At 48.6% G+C, this 17,156-nt stretch carries 19 protein-coding genes; 18 read left to right on the forward strand and 1 reads right to left on the reverse strand.

Features of this window, described 5'->3' with window-relative positions:
• Positions 1-37 precede the first annotated feature (37 nt).
• The 16 genes from paaG to HH196_RS06820 all read left to right on the forward strand — a co-directional run bounded on the left by paaG (position 38) and on the right by HH196_RS06820 (position 14,382).
• Complete coding sequence (gene paaG / locus HH196_RS06745; RefSeq protein WP_169451387.1) at positions 38-829, forward strand: 2-(1,2-epoxy-1,2-dihydrophenyl)acetyl-CoA isomerase PaaG; 792 nt, start codon at positions 38-40, stop codon at positions 827-829.
• A gap of 24 nt (positions 830-853) precedes the next feature.
• Complete coding sequence (gene paaK, locus HH196_RS06750; RefSeq protein ID WP_169451388.1) at positions 854-2,170, forward strand: phenylacetate--CoA ligase PaaK; 1,317 nt, start codon at positions 854-856, stop codon at positions 2,168-2,170.
• A gap of 138 nt (positions 2,171-2,308) precedes the next feature.
• Positions 2,309-3,298, forward strand: a complete 990-nt coding sequence (gene paaA / locus HH196_RS06755) for a 1,2-phenylacetyl-CoA epoxidase subunit PaaA (protein WP_169451389.1) — start codon at positions 2,309-2,311, stop codon at positions 3,296-3,298.
• A 15-nt stretch (positions 3,299-3,313) separates the two neighbouring features.
• Positions 3,314-3,595: a 1,2-phenylacetyl-CoA epoxidase subunit PaaB gene (gene paaB / locus HH196_RS06760; protein WP_169451390.1), complete on the forward strand. Its 282-nt coding sequence runs from the start codon at positions 3,314-3,316 to the stop codon at positions 3,593-3,595.
• Between the two features lie 9 nt (positions 3,596-3,604).
• On the forward strand, positions 3,605-4,351 hold the full coding sequence (paaC, locus tag HH196_RS06765) for a 1,2-phenylacetyl-CoA epoxidase subunit PaaC (RefSeq protein ID WP_169451391.1): 747 nt from the start codon (positions 3,605-3,607) through the stop codon (positions 4,349-4,351).
• Entirely contained in the window at positions 4,338-4,871 is a 534-nt protein-coding gene (gene paaD / locus HH196_RS06770) for a 1,2-phenylacetyl-CoA epoxidase subunit PaaD (protein WP_169451392.1), read from the forward strand. The genes paaC and paaD overlap by 14 nt, the downstream gene beginning before the upstream one ends.
• A 22-nt stretch (positions 4,872-4,893) precedes the next feature.
• Complete coding sequence (paaE, locus tag HH196_RS06775; RefSeq protein ID WP_169451393.1) at positions 4,894-5,970, forward strand: 1,2-phenylacetyl-CoA epoxidase subunit PaaE; 1,077 nt, start codon at positions 4,894-4,896, stop codon at positions 5,968-5,970.
• A 29-nt stretch (positions 5,971-5,999) separates the two neighbouring features.
• Positions 6,000-8,051, forward strand: coding sequence for a phenylacetic acid degradation bifunctional protein PaaZ (gene paaZ / locus HH196_RS06780; RefSeq protein ID WP_169451394.1), 2,052 nt, complete (start codon positions 6,000-6,002; stop codon positions 8,049-8,051).
• 110 nt (positions 8,052-8,161) lie between these two features.
• A complete protein-coding gene (locus HH196_RS06785) occupies positions 8,162-8,620 on the forward strand; it encodes a DUF3237 domain-containing protein (protein ID WP_211160762.1) in 459 nt (152 codons plus the stop codon).
• 15 nt (positions 8,621-8,635) lie between these two features.
• The gene (locus HH196_RS06790; protein ID WP_169451395.1) at positions 8,636-9,148 is read left to right on the forward strand and encodes a TRAP transporter small permease; all 513 of its coding nucleotides are present in this window, start codon (positions 8,636-8,638) and stop codon (positions 9,146-9,148) included.
• Between the two features lie 11 nt (positions 9,149-9,159).
• Entirely contained in the window at positions 9,160-10,488 is a 1,329-nt protein-coding gene (locus HH196_RS06795; RefSeq protein WP_169451396.1) for a TRAP transporter large permease, read from the forward strand.
• A gap of 93 nt (positions 10,489-10,581) precedes the next feature.
• A complete protein-coding gene (locus tag HH196_RS06800) occupies positions 10,582-11,589 on the forward strand; it encodes a TRAP transporter substrate-binding protein (protein ID WP_169451397.1) in 1,008 nt (335 codons plus the stop codon).
• Positions 11,590-11,657: 68 nt separating this feature from the next.
• On the forward strand, positions 11,658-12,098 hold the full coding sequence (locus tag HH196_RS06805; RefSeq protein ID WP_169451398.1) for a PaaI family thioesterase: 441 nt from the start codon (positions 11,658-11,660) through the stop codon (positions 12,096-12,098).
• Positions 12,099-12,167: 69 nt separating this feature from the next.
• Positions 12,168-12,971, forward strand: a complete 804-nt coding sequence (locus HH196_RS06810) for a symmetrical bis(5'-nucleosyl)-tetraphosphatase (protein ID WP_169451399.1) — start codon at positions 12,168-12,170, stop codon at positions 12,969-12,971.
• 8 nt (positions 12,972-12,979) lie between these two features.
• Positions 12,980-13,300: a thiosulfate sulfurtransferase GlpE gene (gene glpE / locus HH196_RS06815; protein ID WP_169451400.1), complete on the forward strand. Its 321-nt coding sequence runs from the start codon at positions 12,980-12,982 to the stop codon at positions 13,298-13,300.
• A gap of 2 nt (positions 13,301-13,302) precedes the next feature.
• Entirely contained in the window at positions 13,303-14,382 is a 1,080-nt protein-coding gene (locus tag HH196_RS06820) for a hypothetical protein (RefSeq protein ID WP_169451401.1), read from the forward strand.
• A 5-nt stretch (positions 14,383-14,387) separates the two neighbouring features.
• On the opposite strand, the gene HH196_RS06825 is transcribed toward HH196_RS06820, so the two are convergent.
• On the reverse strand, positions 14,388-14,717 hold the full coding sequence (locus HH196_RS06825; protein WP_169451402.1) for a TfoX/Sxy family protein: 330 nt from the start codon (positions 14,715-14,717) through the stop codon (positions 14,388-14,390).
• 248 nt (positions 14,718-14,965) lie between these two features.
• Between HH196_RS06825 and HH196_RS06830 the strand changes: the two genes are divergently transcribed.
• Together HH196_RS06830 and HH196_RS06835 are read left to right on the forward strand one after the other, a co-directional pair.
• Positions 14,966-16,144 (forward strand): ABC transporter substrate-binding protein, encoded by a 1,179-nt coding sequence (locus HH196_RS06830; protein ID WP_211160763.1) that lies wholly within the window; start codon positions 14,966-14,968, stop codon positions 16,142-16,144.
• Between the two features lie 76 nt (positions 16,145-16,220).
• A complete protein-coding gene (locus HH196_RS06835; protein WP_169451403.1) occupies positions 16,221-17,144 on the forward strand; it encodes a branched-chain amino acid ABC transporter permease in 924 nt (307 codons plus the stop codon).
• Positions 17,145-17,156 lie beyond the last annotated feature (12 nt).

Below are 17,156 nucleotides of genomic sequence, written 5' to 3' on the forward strand. Positions count from 1 at the left end.
TCAACCAAAAATATAAAATGTTCGGAGCCTATTAGGGATGGAATTCAAGCATCTACTGTTACAGATTGAGTCAGGTGTAGCTAAACTCAGCTTGAACAGACCAGAAACACTCAACAGCTTTAATGAAGCGATGCATCTTGAGATGCATGCCGCGCTTGACGCCATCGCTAATGACAAAAGCATTCGAGCACTTCTACTAACGGGTGAAGGTAGGGGCTTCTGTGCCGGACAGGACCTATCAGACCCACTAGTTAAACCGGCAGAGCCAATGCCAGACCTAGGTGAAGTGATTGGTCGTTACTACAACCCAATGCTCACTAAACTAAGTCAAATGGCGATACCAACTATCTGTGCAGTGAATGGTATCGCGGCAGGTGCCGGCGCAAATATTCCATTAGCTTGCGACTTCGTCATTGCAGCTCGTTCAGCAAAGTTCATTCAAGCATTCTGCAAAATCGGACTAATTCCAGACTCAGGTGGCACCTGGTTCTTACCACGCCTTGTTGGCATGGCTCGCGCTAAACAACTCGCCATGCTTGGCGAACCGCTTAAAGCTGAGCAGGCCCTAGAGTGGGGGCTCATCTACAAGGTAGTAGATGATGAGAACCTTCAGTATGAAGCAACCAACTTTGCTAAACACTTGGCAACCCAACCAACTCATGGTCTGGCTTTAACCAAACAGGCATTGCAAGCGAGCCAAACCAACACCCTTGAAGAGCAGTTGTTACTTGAACAGCAACTTCAACAAGTCGCAGGCAACTCTTATGACTACAAAGAGGGTGTTATGGCCTTTATCGAAAAACGACCTGCCGCATACAAAGGCGAGTAATTTAAGAATTCGAGAGTAATGATCATGATCAAGCGAAATGAGTTTCGACCAGACCGCCTAGACCCTATGGAGACAGCCTCCATAGATGCGCTTCGTGCTGAACAACTTGAACGTCTTAAATGGAGCGTGCGCCACGCCTATGACAATGTCGCAATGTACAAGCGCCGCTTTGATGAGCAGGGTATTCACCCAGACGATATTAAGAACCTAGATGATCTAGCAAAACTGCCGTTCACCACTAAGAGCGACCTGCGTGACCACTATCCCTATGGGATGTTTGCAACACCGATGGAGCAGATTGTTCGCCTCCACGCATCGAGTGGCACGACTGGGCAGCCAACGGTTGTGGGTTACACACAGAATGACATCGACACTTGGGCTGAATTAGTTGCGCGCTCTATTCGTGCTGCAGGCGGCAGACCTGGAGACAAGGTTCACGTCTCATATGGCTACGGTCTATTCACGGGGGGCCTAGGCGCACACTACGGTGCAGAGCGCTTAGGCTGTACAGTCATTCCAATGTCGGGTGGGCAGACTGAGAAGCAGGTTCGTCTGATCAAGGATTTTGATCCAGACATTATCATGGTGACCCCATCGTACATGCTCAATATCGCAGATGAGATGGAGCGCCAGGGTGTTGATCCGCATACACTAAAACTTCGCCTCGGTATTTTTGGCGCAGAGCCATGGACCAACGATCTTCGTCTTGCGATGCAGAAGCGTCTCGATATGAAAGCGACAGATATCTATGGTCTTTCAGAAATCATGGGCCCTGGTGTTGCCCAAGAGTGTGGCGAGACTCAGGACGGGCCAACAGTTTGGGAAGATCACTTCTACCCAGAGATTATCGACCCGGAAACTGGCAAGGTTCTGCCAGATGGTGAGCTAGGTGAACTTGTATTCACCACCTTAAGCAAAGAGGCGCTGCCAATGATCCGTTACCGCACGCGAGATCTGACACGTCTGCTACCAGGAACTGCGCGCCCAATGCGTCGTATCGATAAGATTACAGGCCGCTCAGATGACATGATGATTATTCGTGGCGTCAACGTCTTCCCTACTCAGATTGAGGAGGAGGTCGTGAAGGTTCCTGAGTTCTCTGAGAACTTTGAGATTCACCTGTACCGCTCTGGCAACTTAGACAGCATGACAGTTCATATCGAACTACGTCCAAGTTTTGCCCATTTGGGACAGGTAGAGATAGATAAACTAGTTGCTGATCTCAAGCACCACGTTAAATCGTCAGTCGGCATTAGCATTCAGGTGCTAGTCCGTGATCAGGGCTCTATAGCTCGCTCAGAGGGCAAAGCTAAGCGCGTCTACGACGAACGAAACAGTTAATTCAGAGACACTCCAGACCTATGTGAGGAGTGTAACTGCGCTTTATTATGATACAAAAATTATAAATTAATTTTATTTAAGGTATCATAACTACGAATTAGGCAGCACGGCTGCAGGAAATAAAATAGGGGAACACCAATGTACGCACAGATGGTTGAGACCGGAGTTAAAAGCGTTAAAAACATCAATGAGATGTCTGAAAACGAGCGCCTCTTTCAAGAGAAGGTAGATGCGGAGATCAAAATCGAGGCCAAAAACTGGATGCCAGAGGCCTACCGCAAAACCTTGATTCGCCAGATCTCTCAGCATGCGCACTCTGAAATTGTTGGCATGCTTCCAGAGGGCAACTGGGTTACCCGTGCACCTACGCTAAAGCGCAAACTGCAGTTGATGGCCAAGATTCAAGATGAGGGTGGCCACGGTCTTTACCTCTACAGCGCAATGGAGACCTTGGGGGCAGATCGTGATGAAGAGGTCGCAAAACTGCATGACGGCCGCGCTAAATACTCAAGCATCTTCAACTACCCAACATTGAGCTGGGCTGACATGGGTACCATTGGCTGGCTAGTTGATGGGGCTGCGATTGTTAACCAGGTTGTCTTGCAGCGCACCTCATACGGCCCCTACTCCCGCGCCATGATTCGAATCTGTAAAGAGGAGAGTTTCCATCAACGTCAGGGCTATGAAATCCTACTTCACATGATGCGAGAGGGCACAGATGAGCAGCGTGAGATGGTACAAGACTCTATTAATCGTTTCTGGTGGCCTGTTTTGATGATGTTTGGCCCTAGTGATGCCGACTCACCAAACAGTGCTCAATCGATGGCGTGGAAGATCAAACGTCACTCGAATGACGATTTGCGTCAACGCTTCATTGACCAGACTATCCCACAGCTGCAGATCTTAGGCTGCACCGTACCCGACCCTGATCTCAAGTTTAATGAAGAGACTGGCCACTGGGAGTTTGGTGAAATCGACTGGTCTGAATTCTACGAGGTACTAAAAGGCAACGGCCCTTGTAATGAGGAGCGTATTGCCACACGTCGCACCGCTATTGATGAAGGTGCATGGGTGCGTGAAGCCGCTGTTGCTTACGCGAATAAGAAAAAAGCGCGCGCTGCCGCATAACTCGAGGTTAATCAAATGTCACAGTGGACTCTATTTGAAGTATTTGTGCGCAGTAAGCACGGTTTGAACCATAAGCATGTTGGTAGCGTTCACGCTGCCGATGCAGAGATGGCGATCGAGAGCGCTCGCGATTTATACACTCGCCGCAGCGAAGGGGTAAGCATCTGGGTTGTACCCTCTGCTTCAATCACAGCAACCGCAAGCGATGAGAAGGATGCACTATTCGATCCTGCAGATGACAAAGTTTACCGTCACGCAAGCTTCTACGAGCTGCCAGACGAAGTTGGACATATGTGAGGCAATAGCATGACTCGATATGACAACCTTACAGAACTGCTTCTTACCCTAGGCGATAGCGCCATGGTGCAAGCACAACGCCTATGTGAACTTGTCGGCAAAGCTCCAGCGCTTGAAGAGGAAGTGGCACTAATGAATGTCGGCCTCGACCTCGTCGGGCAAGCACGTAACTGGCTTGAATATGCTGCAGAACGTATCGACGATGGGCGCAATGCGGACGATCTAGTATTTCGACGTGATGAGCGTGCCTACCGCAATTTATTAATTGTCGAACAACCGAACGGCGATTTTGCCATGGTCATGGCCAAACAGTTTCTTTTTGATGCCTGGCACTATCAGGTACTTGCACACCTAGCCAACCATGCAGAAGCGCAGATCGCTGCAATCGCTAAGAAGTCGATCAAAGAGGTGGAGTATCACCTTCGCCGCTCTTCAGAGTGGGTGCGTCGTCTAGGGGACGGTACCGATGAGAGCCATCAGCGCATGCAGACAGCGATTGATAAAATTTGGCGTTTCAGTTTTGAACTGGCTGATAGCGCCGAAGTGCTGACAAATGAGATACCTGAGGGCGATTCAATTTGCAGCAGTTGGCATACAACGGTGGCGAATGTATTAAACGAAAGCACTCTCAGTGAGCCAGCACCAGCATCGGCCATCTACCTCAGCGGCCACACAGGCATGCATAGTGAGCACCTAGGATTGTTGCTTGCAGAGATGCAATTCCTGCCAAGGGCTTACCCAGATGCCAACTGGTAATCTCATCACATCCGATCTAAATGCACGAGAAGGGGGTGCGAGCGACCTAGCACGCGCCCGCGATGTATTGGATCAAGTGATGGACCCAGAGGTCCCAGTTGTCAGTGTGACAGACCTTGGGATTGTGCGTGAAATAGATTGGCGAGAAGGTCACCTGTTTGTAGCGATCACACCCACCTACTCTGGATGTCCGGCAACAGAGTTTATTGAGAGCTCTGTCCGCGATGCACTTATCGAAGCAGGATTTGCCGCACCAAATATTGAGCAACGCCTAGACCCAGCCTGGACAACAGACTGGATTACCGAACAGGGACGCCAGCGTCTGAAAGCATACGGAATTGCACCCCCTGTTGGCAGCGCCAGCAAGCCGAGACTTCCTGGTGAAGCACTCACTGTTGAGTGTCCGAACTGCGGTAGCACAGCAACCGAAGAGATTACCGAATTTGGTTCTACAGCCTGCAAAGCACTCTACCGCTGCACAGACTGTTTAGAACCCTTTGACTACTTTAAGTGCATTTAGCACAGCCTAACGGAGAGATGTGATGAGCCATTTTCACACCCTAACTGTTTCAGAACTTCGCCAAGAGACACGCGACTCTGTCTCAATTGTATTGGACATTCCTAAAGATCTGACTGAGAAGTTTCAGTTTCATCCTGGCCAATATCTCACAGTAAAGTGTGATATCGATGGCGAGGAGGTGCGACGCTCCTATTCTATCTGCAGTGGTTTAGGCGATGATGAGGTTCGTATAGGCGTAAAACGCGTGGTAGGTGGACTCTTCTCAAACTACGCAAATGACGTGCTAGCGGTGGGCGACTCATTAGAGGTTATGGAACCTGCCGGTCACTTTTATATTGAGCTAGACCCAACCCGCCAGAGCAACTACCTAATGGTTGCAGCCGGGAGTGGGGTAACACCTATACTCTCACAAATCAAAAGCATCCTGCGTGCAGAACCGTTAAGTCAAATCACGCTTATCTATGGCAATCGCGCCACCTCTTCAACGATGTTCCGCGACCAACTAGAAGATCTCAAGAACAGCTACATGGGTCGACTAAACTTGATCTTTGTATTTAGCCGCGAACAGCAGGATATAGACCTTTACAACGGCCATATCGATGCAGACAAATGTCGCTCTCTATTTAAGCGCTGGATTGATGCCAAAAACCTCACTGCGGCATTTATTTGCGGACCGCAAAGCATGACGGAGACCGTCTCTGAGGAGCTAATAGCAGCCGGAACAGATAAAGAGCGTGTTCACTTTGAACTCTTTGGCACGACAGCAGATGCAGGCAAAGCCGCCGCGCGTGCTGAAGCAGCAGCAAGAGCTACCCACGTCTCTGAGATCCAGATTATTCGTGATGGCCACAGTCGCACATTCGAGCTGGCTCAAAATAGCCAAAACCTACTTGATGCTGGTAATGAGCAAGGGGCAGAGCTTCCTTACTCATGTAAAGCAGGCGTCTGCTCAACATGTAAATGTAAGGTAATCGAGGGTGAGGTTGAGATGGATGTGAGCCTCGGACTTGAAGATTACGAAGTAAAAGCAGGTTACATACTCTCGTGTCAGTCCTACCCTATTTCCGATCGTGTCGTTCTCGATTTCGACGAAATTTAAGCGTTTAAAATTAGAATAAGGTATCAGCAATGTCAGCAAAGCCAACACTACAGAGTTTTATTGCCGGCGAATGGATCGGACAAACTGCAGACAAAACTTTGACCAGTGCTATCAATGGTAAAGCGGTTTTCCACACCCATGCAGAGCAGTTGGATTTTGGACGCTCTCTCGATTTCGCACACTCAAAGGGTCGCAAGTCGTTACTGGCCTTGGATTTCCAAAGTCGTGCTTCGACATTGAGAGCACTAGGTAAATACCTTATTGATAACAAAGAGAGTCTCTACGCAATCTCTCATCACACGGGTGCGACCCGGACTGATAGCTGGATTGATATAGAGGGAGGTGTAGCTACACTCTTTGCCTACGCTAGTATGGGCCGCAACAATCTGCCTTCGGGTAATGTGCTCCATGAAGGAGCAGCAACACAGCTGGGCAAACAGGGGCAGTTCTTTGGCAGCCATATTCTTGTGCCTCGCCAAGGCGTTGCAGTACATATCAACGCTTTCAACTTCCCAATTTGGGGGATGTTAGAGAAGTTCGCACCTAACTTTTTAGCTGGGATGCCATGCATTGTTAAACCTGCCTCACAAACAAGTTACCTGACTGAAGCGTGCGTGCGTTTGATGGCGCAGTCAGGATTGCTGCCTGAAGGTGCTCTGCAATTAGTGATCGGCTCTACCGGTGACCTATTAAATCGCCTTGATAGCCAAGACGTAGTTACCTTCACAGGGTCTGCATCAACGGCCAACATGCTGCGTGCAACTCCTAACCTTCTTAATAATGCGATCCCATTCAATGCAGAAGCTGACTCGCTGAACTGTGCCATGCTTGCAGAGGATGTGACGCCCGACGATGTCGAGTTCGACCTCTTTATTAAAGAGGTTGCCCGCGAGATGACCGTCAAAGCGGGTCAAAAATGTACGGCTATTCGTCGAATCCTGGTTCCAGAAAACCTAGTCGATGCAGTGAGCGAAAAACTCTCAGCTCGTCTAGCGAAAGTCACAGTAGGCGACCCAACTATCGAAGGAGTTCGCATGGGCGCTCTCGCTTCGATGGATCAACAGCGCGATGTTGCTGAGAAATTAGAAGCATTGAAAGCGAGTTCCGAAGTTCTCTTTGGTCGTGGCACTGAGTACTCGGCCCAAGGAGATGGAACCGATAAAGGTGCTTTCTTTGAACCCACCTTGCTGTTGAATAGTTCACCCGACCAAGAGGGCGGTGCACACGACATTGAAGCCTTCGGACCTGTCAGCACAATCATGCCTTACCGTGACAGCGCACACGCGCTTGCTCTTGCAGCACGTGGTAAAGGCTCTCTAGTGACTACTTTGGTAACCAAATCACCTGAGATCGCTGCTGAAGTGGTACCTGCAATGGCAGTTTGGCATGGCCGCGTTCACATTCTTGATGAGGCTTCATCTAAGGAGTCTACCGGTCATGGTTCGCCACTACCTATGCTGAAACATGGTGGCCCTGGTCGTGCTGGTGGCGGTGAAGAGCTGGGCGGCATTCAGGGTGTAAAACACTATATGCAACGCAGCGCCATCCAAGGTTCACCCACCATGCTTACGGCAGTGACAGGCGAGTTCATCCGTGGCGCTAAGACAATTGACAACCCTATTCATCCGTTCCGTTTCCACTTTGATGAATTGCAGATTGGACAGTCACTGCTAACCCATCGTCGCACCGTCACTGAAGCTGACATCGTCAACTTTGGCTGCCTCTCAGGTGACCACTTCTACATGCACTTTGATGAGCAAGCTGCCTGCGACTCGATGTTTGAGAAGCGTATCGCGCATGGCTACTTTGTACTCTCTGCGGCAGCAGGACTTTTCGTGGATCCAGGTGTTGGCCCTGTGCTGGCAAACTACGGCTTGGATACACTACGTTTTGTAAATCCAGTCGCTATCGGTGACACCATCCAAGCTCGCCTCACCTGTAAGACCAAAATTGATCAGGGTAAACAGAGCCCTAAAGGGGATCCGCACGGGGTTGTATCTTGGGATGTGGAGGTGACGAACCAACATGGCGAGTTAGTTGCGAGCTACGACATTCTTACTCTGGTTCAGAAATCCAGCTAATACCAAGGTCGTAGAAAACCAGATAATAGTTGTGCTATACAACAATATTATAGTACAACATTGCTTAAAACAGGTAGACTGTCGAAAACAATTAAAAGATACAGACCCAAGTGAAAGCACCCGAATTAAAACCCTTCGCAACGCTGAAGGTTGAGATTGCGCCGGCACAAGAGATCGGCGCCACACAGTTTGGCCAGCGACGTGTCATCCCAATTACGGGTGGTACCGTCACAGGTGATGGCTGGAGTGGCAAAGTGCTGCCTGGCGGTGCTGACTTTCAACTGATTCTTTCTCCTCGCCTATTCGAACTTGATGCGCGCTATGTCATCGAGACCGATGAGGGCGAAACCATCTTTATTCAAAACCGTGCAGTGCGAGCAGCGAGTGAAGAGGCCACAGCTAAAATCATCAATGGCCAGCCTGTTGATCCATCCGAAGTCTACTTCCGCTGTACACCCATTTTAGAGACCTCTTCAGAGCGCTTTAGCTGGGTTACAGAACGACTATTTATCGGTACCGGCATTCGCCGTCCAAACTGCGTTGAGTTGCAGTTCTTTGAAGTTTGTTAATTACGGAGATTTATCGTGACACGTGCAGAGTGGTTCGATTCCCACTATCCAGAAAAGGGTCCAATTCGCTGGGTAGCATTTAGTTTAGAAGTAATTGCAGCTTCCGGGCTCTTTTTTCTTATGGTACTTACCTGTGTCGATGTGGGTGGTCGATACCTATTCAGCAATGCAGTAGATGGTGCTGTTGAAATTACTCAAATCGGCCTCGCAATTATTATCTTTGCAGAGATGCCCGTTGTGACCTGGCGCGGCGGACATGTTCTCGTCGATCTACTCGACTCAATCCTTGGCGCTGCGATGGTAAAAGTATTATCCCTTTTTGCCGCGCTGATGATCTCAACATCCCTATATGTTGTTGCTATTCGTATTTGGGAGCTGGCAGAACGCAAGCTTCGTCGTGGGGAGGTAACTGAGTTCCTAGAGTTACCGGTTGCATACATCATCCAGTACATTGCAATCATGAGCTGGTTCACCGCACTGGGTATGATTACCTATGGCATCTACCGCATTATTAAAGATAAGAAGTAAGGAGTAAGAGAGTGACTGCCGTTATTATTGGTTTTGCCGTTGTTCTACTTCTCATTCTAGTAGTACGTATGCCAATCGCCTTTGCCATGGCGATAGTTGGATTCTTTGGCTTTGCAGCTCTGCAAGGCCTCTCATTTGATAACTTTGCTGATTTCCGTTGGACAGCATCTTTGACACTAGCTTCAAACCGAGTGATCGAAACTGCGCAAGAGTACAGCCTTTCGGTTGTTCCACTGTTCATATTGATGGGTAACTTCGTCACCCGATCGGGTCTTTCGCAAGAGCTCTACAATGCGGCATACACCTTCCTAGGACACCGTCGTGGCGGTCTAGCAATGTCGACTGTCGTAGCTTGTGGTGGTTTCTCAGCGATCTGTGGTTCAAGTCTTGCTACCTCTGCAACCATGGCGAAGGTGGCACTACCACCAATGCGTAAATTTGGTTATGCAGACTCGCTAGCCACTGCATCGATTGCAGCAGGTGGTACCTTAGGTATCCTGATTCCACCATCGGTTATCTTGGTAATCTACGGCCTTCTAACCGAGAGCAGTATTCGCGAACTATTTGCAGCAGGCTTCTTACCTGGCCTTCTGGGAATCGTGCTCTACATGATTGCAGTGCGCTGGGTTGTTATGCGAAACCCTGCATCAGGTCCTGCCGGCGAGAAATCCACTTGGCAAGAGCGTATTAATGCAATCAAAGGCATCTGGGGCGTACTGCTACTTTTCACAATTGTAATGGGCGGTATCTACGCGGGCGTATTTACACCGACAGAAGCTGCAGGCATCGGTGCATCGGGTGCATTCTTGATTGCCCTATTCCGCCGTCGCTTGACGCTAGCGCGCACCTTTGAGGTTCTTGCCGACACTGCACGCACTTCAGCGATGCTATTCGCCGTCATTATTGGCGCACTTATCTTTTCTGACTTTATTAACCGTGCAGGCCTACCAACTTGGTTGCTTGAATTTGTCCAGTCACTGGACGTATCACCTATGGTGGTTATTCTTGTGATTCTTGGCATCTACATCCTTCTCGGGATGGTGTTTGAAAGTCTTTCAATGTTGCTACTAACCGTGCCTGTTTTCTATCCACTAGTGCAGAGCCTTGGCTTTGACCTAGTGTGGTTCGGGATCGTTGTAGTGGTAGTCACTGAAATATCATTAATTACGCCACCGGTTGGCATGAACGTATTTGTTCTCAGTGCGGTACTTAAAGATGTCCGCACAGGAACAATATTTAAAGGGGTTACCCCATTCTGGTGTGCCGATATCGTCCGTCTAGCACTGATTGTATTCGTTGCACAGATAACCCTATTCCTTCCGCAGTTGCTCTACAGTTAAGCTACTGCGACTAAGGTATGGTAGAAGTTGACGTCCAGTTTGCTTCTACTAGTGACACGATAAAAATAATCTCAAAACTGAGGACCTAGAGTAATGACAAATCTAAAAATTAAACTACTTGGTGCAGCTGTTGGCGCAGCGATTTCAATGGGCGCTATGGCTGAAACAACAATGCGTGTTGCTACATGGCTTCCACCAACTCACCCACAGAACGCCGTGGGCATGGTTAACTTCCAGAAGATGGTTGAAGAGGCTACTGAAGGCCGCGTTAAAGTAGTGATCGAAAACTTCCAGGGTCACCCAAAAACAATTTACTCATCAGTTGAAGATGGCATCATCGATGCATCTTGGGGTGTTAACGCTTACACACCAGGTCGTTTCTCTCTAACTGGTATGGCTGAGATTCCAGGTGAGATGGCAAATGCTGAAAAAGCATCTGTAGCACTTTGGAAAGTACAGCAAGAGTACTTCGCAAAAGCGAATGAGTACGACGGTCTTGAACTACTAGGTATGTGGGTACACGCACCAGGCGTAATGCACACTAAATTCCCTGTAAACAGCCTAGATGATCTTAAAGATAAGAAGATCCGTCTTGGTGGCGGTATGGTTAACGACCTAGCTGCTCGTTTAGGTGTAACTCCAGTTGCTGGCTCAGCTCCAAGCTCTTACGAAAAACTACAGCAGGGTGTTGTAGATGGTACGTTCCTACCAGCAGGTGAGCACAAATTCTTCAAACTTTCTGAAGTTACTAGCCACCTAACTGCATTCCCAACAGCGCTGTACACTACTGTATTCAGCTTTGTTGCTAACCCAGACTTCATGGACAGCCTAGATCCTAAAGATGCTGACGCTATCCGCAATGCACTAGGTGAGAACCTAACTCGCATGGAAGGTAAGCTATGGCAGGATATGGATGCAGTGGGCTTTGCACATGCTAAAGAAGCTGGCACATCAGTTCACATGGTTGACGCTTACGAGAAGCTAGCGGCAGACATGAAAGGCATGATGAAAGGCCTAGATCAGAAATGGATGGAATCTGTATCTGATCGTGGCGTAGATGCGAAAGCTGCACTTGCTGCATTCCGTAACTACCAGAAATAAGATCTTTTAGATCCAACAGGCCCCCTGTCGATTCGACTCGGGGCCTTTTTTATACCAAGGCTACTGTAATGAATATCAATCACGAGCAAGTACTTGTCGCGAAATGTGTTAACGGAAAACTGACTAGCGTAAGGGTAGATGTCTCGCCCATCACGCAAGAGTTAGGAATGGTGATTGAGAGTGCTGAAGCAGGGAACCTTCTTCTTAGCTTCGAGCTAGGTGAACAATATAGCCAGGGCAACCATGTAATACAGGGTGGAGCAGTCACTATGGCACTGGATGCAGGACTCGCCTTTAGCGCCCTATCAATGATTAAGGATGGCCAATCGGTCGCTACGCTGAATATGCAGACCCAGTTTTTCAAACCGGTGCATCCTGGGAAGGTTTGGGTAAGAGCGAAGGTCGACAAGCCGGGACGAAACATCATGTTCTGCTCTGCACAGCTCGTCGATAAAGACGATCGTGTACTAGCGACAGCACAATCCCCCCTGCAGGTGATTAATCTCTAACTCAAGGTTGGGATCACCTAGCGTTTTCAGCTATGCTTCGTCTCGATAATTGAAACGGACACGCGCAACATGGCGACCTATGCAATTGGTGATATACAGGGCTGTTACCGCTCATTAATCACCCTTCTTGAAAAGATCAATTTCGCATCAGACGACACTCTCTGGTTAGCCGGCGATCTTGTGAACCGTGGCCCTGATTCACTTGAGACACTTCGCTTTGTTAAATCTCTAGGTGAGCAAGCAAAAGTGGTTTTAGGCAACCACGACCTGCATCTTCTTGCACTGCGTACAGGCGTAGAGCGCAAACTCGGTAAAACACTCATTCAGGTGATGGAGGCTGACGACTGCAACGAGCTGCTCGACTGGCTACAGTTACAACCACTTCTAGTTGATAGTGAAGAGATGGGGTTCGTCATGACACATGCCGGCATCCCTCACATCTGGGATCTGAGCCAAGCAAAGCAACTCGCAAATGAGATAGAGCAGTGCTTAACCTCTGAACATGCCGTTGATTTTTTTCATGCTATGTATGGCAATCTACCCTCAAACTGGGACAGTAATCTGGCAGGCAATACGCGTTTGAGGGTCATCACTAACTATCTTACCCGCATGCGTTTTATTGCAGAGGATGGCACACTCGACTTTGAGGCCAACGGCGGATTAGAGACCCAACCTCAGGGTTTTAAGCCCTGGTTTGAGTTTCTAACACAAGTTAACACCCGCACACAAATCACAGGCCACTGGGCAGCTTTGGGGCTGCGTGAGGGAAAAGATCATATCGCACTAGATACAGGCTGTGTCTGGGGCGGTAAACTAACAGCATTATGTTTAGATAATCGACAGATAACCTCTGTTGATAGCCAAGAAATTTAAGGAGAGCTATGAGCCAGTTCAAACACATCATTGCAAAAGAGGCACTTGAACTTATTGAAGCGGGTGCAACTGTTTGTGATATCCGTGACCCACAGAGCTTTGCGAACAACCATATCAAAGGCGCATTCAACCTTAATAATGGCAACCTACAAGAGTTTATCGACAGCAATGAGTTTGATACCAATGTATTGGTCTGCTGCTATCACGGCATGAGCAGCCAGTCTGCCGCTGCCTTCCTATGTGATCGTGGCTTTGAAAATGTCTACTCTATCGACGGCGGTTTCGAGCGCTGGGCGCTGGCATTTCCAGACCACTGCGAAAAGGGCTAACAGTGCAGATCTATCTCGTCGGTGGTGCCGTTCGCGATCAACTCCTAGGTCTACCTGTAAAGGATAGGGACTGGGTGGTCGTTGGTGCAACCCCCGAGGAGATGACGAATCAGGGGTTTCGTCCCGTTGGAAGTGACTTTCCTGTTTTTCTACACCCAGAGACTCATGAAGAGTACGCCCTTGCTCGCACTGAACGCAAGAGCGGCCGAGGCTATAAGGGCTTTACCTTCCACACGTCACCAGACGTCACTCTAGAAGAAGATCTCATCCGCCGGGACCTAACTATTAACGCAATGGCGATGGATGATCAGGGCAATATCACCGACCCTTTCAATGGCCAACAAGACATTCAAAACCGGATCCTGCGCCACGTCTCAGATGCCTTTTTAGAGGACCCATTAAGAGTACTTAGAGTTGCTCGTTTTCTTGCACGCTTCGCTCACCTAGGCTTTACCATAGGGCCAGAGACGCTAGAGTTAATGGGCAAAATCGCATCCGATGGAGAGTTGGATCACCTTACGCCTGAACGCGTTTGGCAAGAGTTTGAGCGTGCACTTGCTGCTATTACAAGCAGCGCCTTTTGGGAGGCTTTAGATGCCTCCAAAGCACTCTACCTGCTTCAGGGATTAGGTCGCATACCTAGTGAGCAACTCATCACACTCAACTCTGAAGAGCTGCAGGCCTCGGAAGAGAAGTTTGCCCTCGCCTGCCACTTAGCCGAATTAAACAGTGATGAGTTGGATAACCTTTGTGAGTCACTACGTATTCCAAATCGCTATCGCGATTTAGCCAAAGCGCAGCTTCGTCATGGAGCGACAGTGCAAACCTTTAGACAAGCCAATGCGGAAGCGAAACTTGATCTAATTAGCGAGTTTAAACTGATCAAACAACCAGAAGCTATTGAACCCTTAATTCACATTGCACGGGCCCTACGCCCCAACGAAGTGATCACATCCGACTCGATTGAACAAGCAGCCCAAGAAGTTGCAAAAATCCAAGCCAAGGATCTGATTCCCGAGGGGTTCAGTGGCGTTGAGCTGGGTAGAGAGATACGAAAACGCCAGTTACTGCTGTTGGAATAATAAATTTACTTCGGGGGCAGTGCCGACGTATTAGTCAGCGCCATCCCTAGCAGAGATTTAAAGCGCTCATCGTCAAACAGTGCATCATCAGAAACATCAACAAAACCACCCATAGGACGCCCCGTGAAAGCGAGTGGTTTTACTCCCTTCAAACGACAGGCATCTTCCTGACTCGCCTTACCGACTCGGAACATAGCTCCTCGTGAATGCACTCCGCATAACATGTTGCCAGAGAGCATAAAAACCAACCCACCAAACATTTTTCGTTCGGTAATATCAGGTCTGAATTGAAGTAGCTCTCGGAACCGAGCTGCTCGATTTTCGTCATAGGCCATATAAGATTACTCTCTTTTAGTTATCCCAAAGTTTATAGCAAAAATGGGTGAATAATTGCCAATTAGACCTTCACTTTCTTGCTGGTGCGTGTAGGATTAGGGGATGCATTTTTTTGCAGAAACAACTAGCTTGTTTGAAAAATCTGCATTATATTGCACATGCAACCTGTTTTATTCGTAAAACAGAACTATGAAACATAATAAAAATCCGTTGGGAATCATTCACCCCATCGACAAGGATATACAAGATGAAAAAACTCACCGCTCTTGCCCTAGCGACAAGCATGGCATCTGCTTCAGCATTCGCTGATACTGTAAAAATTGGCTACGTAACAACGCTAACCACTCCTGCTGCAATCATCGGTAAAGATATGGAAAACGGCGTAAACCTTGCGCTTGAACACCTTGGCGGCAAAGCTGGTTCACACGACCTTGAAGTTATCTTCGCTGACGACGGTTTCGCACCTGAAACAGGTAAGCAGGTTACTGACCGTCTTGTTAAACAGGACAATGTAGACTTTGTTGCTGGTTACATTTGGTCGCACGTACTCATGGCTTCTCGTAAGTCGGTACTAGATGCAGACAAGTTCCTAATTATTTCGAATGCCGGCGCTTCTCCTGCTGCAGGCAAACTATGTCACGAGAACCAGTTCTCAGTTGGCGTTCAGAACGACCTTGGCCCTATGGCGATGGGTGACCAGATGAACGCTGCAGGCATCAAGAAGCTTTACATGATGGCGCCAAACTACGCTGCTGGTAAAGACATGGTCTCTGGCGTAGAGCGTACTTTCAAAGGTGAGATTGTTGGTAAAGATCTGACTAAATGGGGTAAGGATGCACAGCTAGACTTCTCTGCAGAACTAGCAAAAGCTAAAGCTTCAGGCGCAGATGCGATTTGGGTCTTCTACCCAGGTGCAGCTGCAGGCGCATTCATCAAGCAGTACCAGCAGGCAGGTCTTGCTGAATCTATGCCGCTTTACACCTCATTCACTATCGATGCGATCTCTCTACCAAAACTGCAGAGCGCCGGCTTCACTGCAGCACTTGGTTCACAGACGACTCAGATCTGGGATCCAACCATCGATACTGCGGCTAACAAAAAGTTTGTAGCTGACTTTAAAGCGAAATACGGACACTACCCATCGTACTACGGTGCTCAGGCATACGACACGATCAAAGCGATCGCTGCTGCTGTAGAAGCAGCTGATGGCGCTGGTGATAAAGATAAGATCCGTGCTGCGCTTAAATCAGTTAACTACGACTCAGTTCGTGGCAAATACACTTACGGTAATAACAACTTCCCAATCCAGAAGCTCTACCTACGTGAATTCGTAGCTGATGCAGACGGTGTTTGGTCTTCTAAGATCGTTGGTACGGTCTACGAAAACGGTCAGGATCCATACGCTTCAGAGTGTAAGCTTAAATAAGCTTTAGCGGGTCATACGAGGGGGCTTTACAGCCCCCTCATCTCAATCAAGTTACCAAATTTCATGGAGTGGCATCGTGGATACCACACTACTGGTCATTCAATCACTGAATGGGCTACAACTCGGTCTTCTACTGTTTCTGGTAGCCTCAGGCCTTACCCTCGTTTTCGGGATTCTAGATTTCGTTAACCTCGCACATGGCTCGCTCTACATGCTTGGAGCCTTCATCTGTGCGTCGCTGACCTTTTACTTTGACAGTTTTCCAATTGCGCTATTGGTTTCCCTGCCGCTGATTGGTATTTTCGGTTATCTATTTGAAATAATCGTGGCTCGCAAGCTCTACCAACGTGATCACCTTGACCACGTTTTGGGTACCTTTGGAGCGATTCTAGTCATCGACACCTGTGCCCACCTTATCTGGGGCGCCTCTGGTATATCTGTTCCGCTACCTGACTATCTTGAAGGACAGGTATCACTGACAGCTGATATTCAAATTCCAGTTTTCCGTCTTCTGATAATCGCTGCAGGCCTTGCCTCTGCTGCGGGCCTATTCTGGATGGTGAACTACACACGCCTTGGTATGCTGATCCGAGCAGGTGCTTCAAACCGCACCATGGTCTCTGCTCTGGGTGTAGATATTAAAACGCTCTTCTCTCTCGTATTTGCGATGGGTGCAGTACTGGCCGGTCTAGCAGGCATGCTTGTTGCACCTATTACTGAAGCGTCACTCGGCATGGGTAACAATATTATCATCACTGCATTTGTGGTCATCATTGTCGGCGGTATCGGCTCAATGAAGGGGGCATTTATCGCTGCGATTCTTATTGGTGTTATAGATACCCTAGGGCGTGCTTTCCTTGATGATATTTTCGCGCTGTTCATGTCTCCAATTGCTGCAGAGAACTCTGCGCCAGCGATCTCTTCAATGCTGATCTACATCATCATGGCGCTAGTACTCTACTTCAAACCGGCGGGTCTATTCCCACCTAAAGTGCGTTAAGTAAGGAGTTTG

The organism is Marinobacterium sp. LSUCC0821, from assembly GCF_012848475.1.
Classification (GTDB): domain Bacteria; phylum Pseudomonadota; class Gammaproteobacteria; order Pseudomonadales; family Balneatricaceae; genus Marinobacterium_E.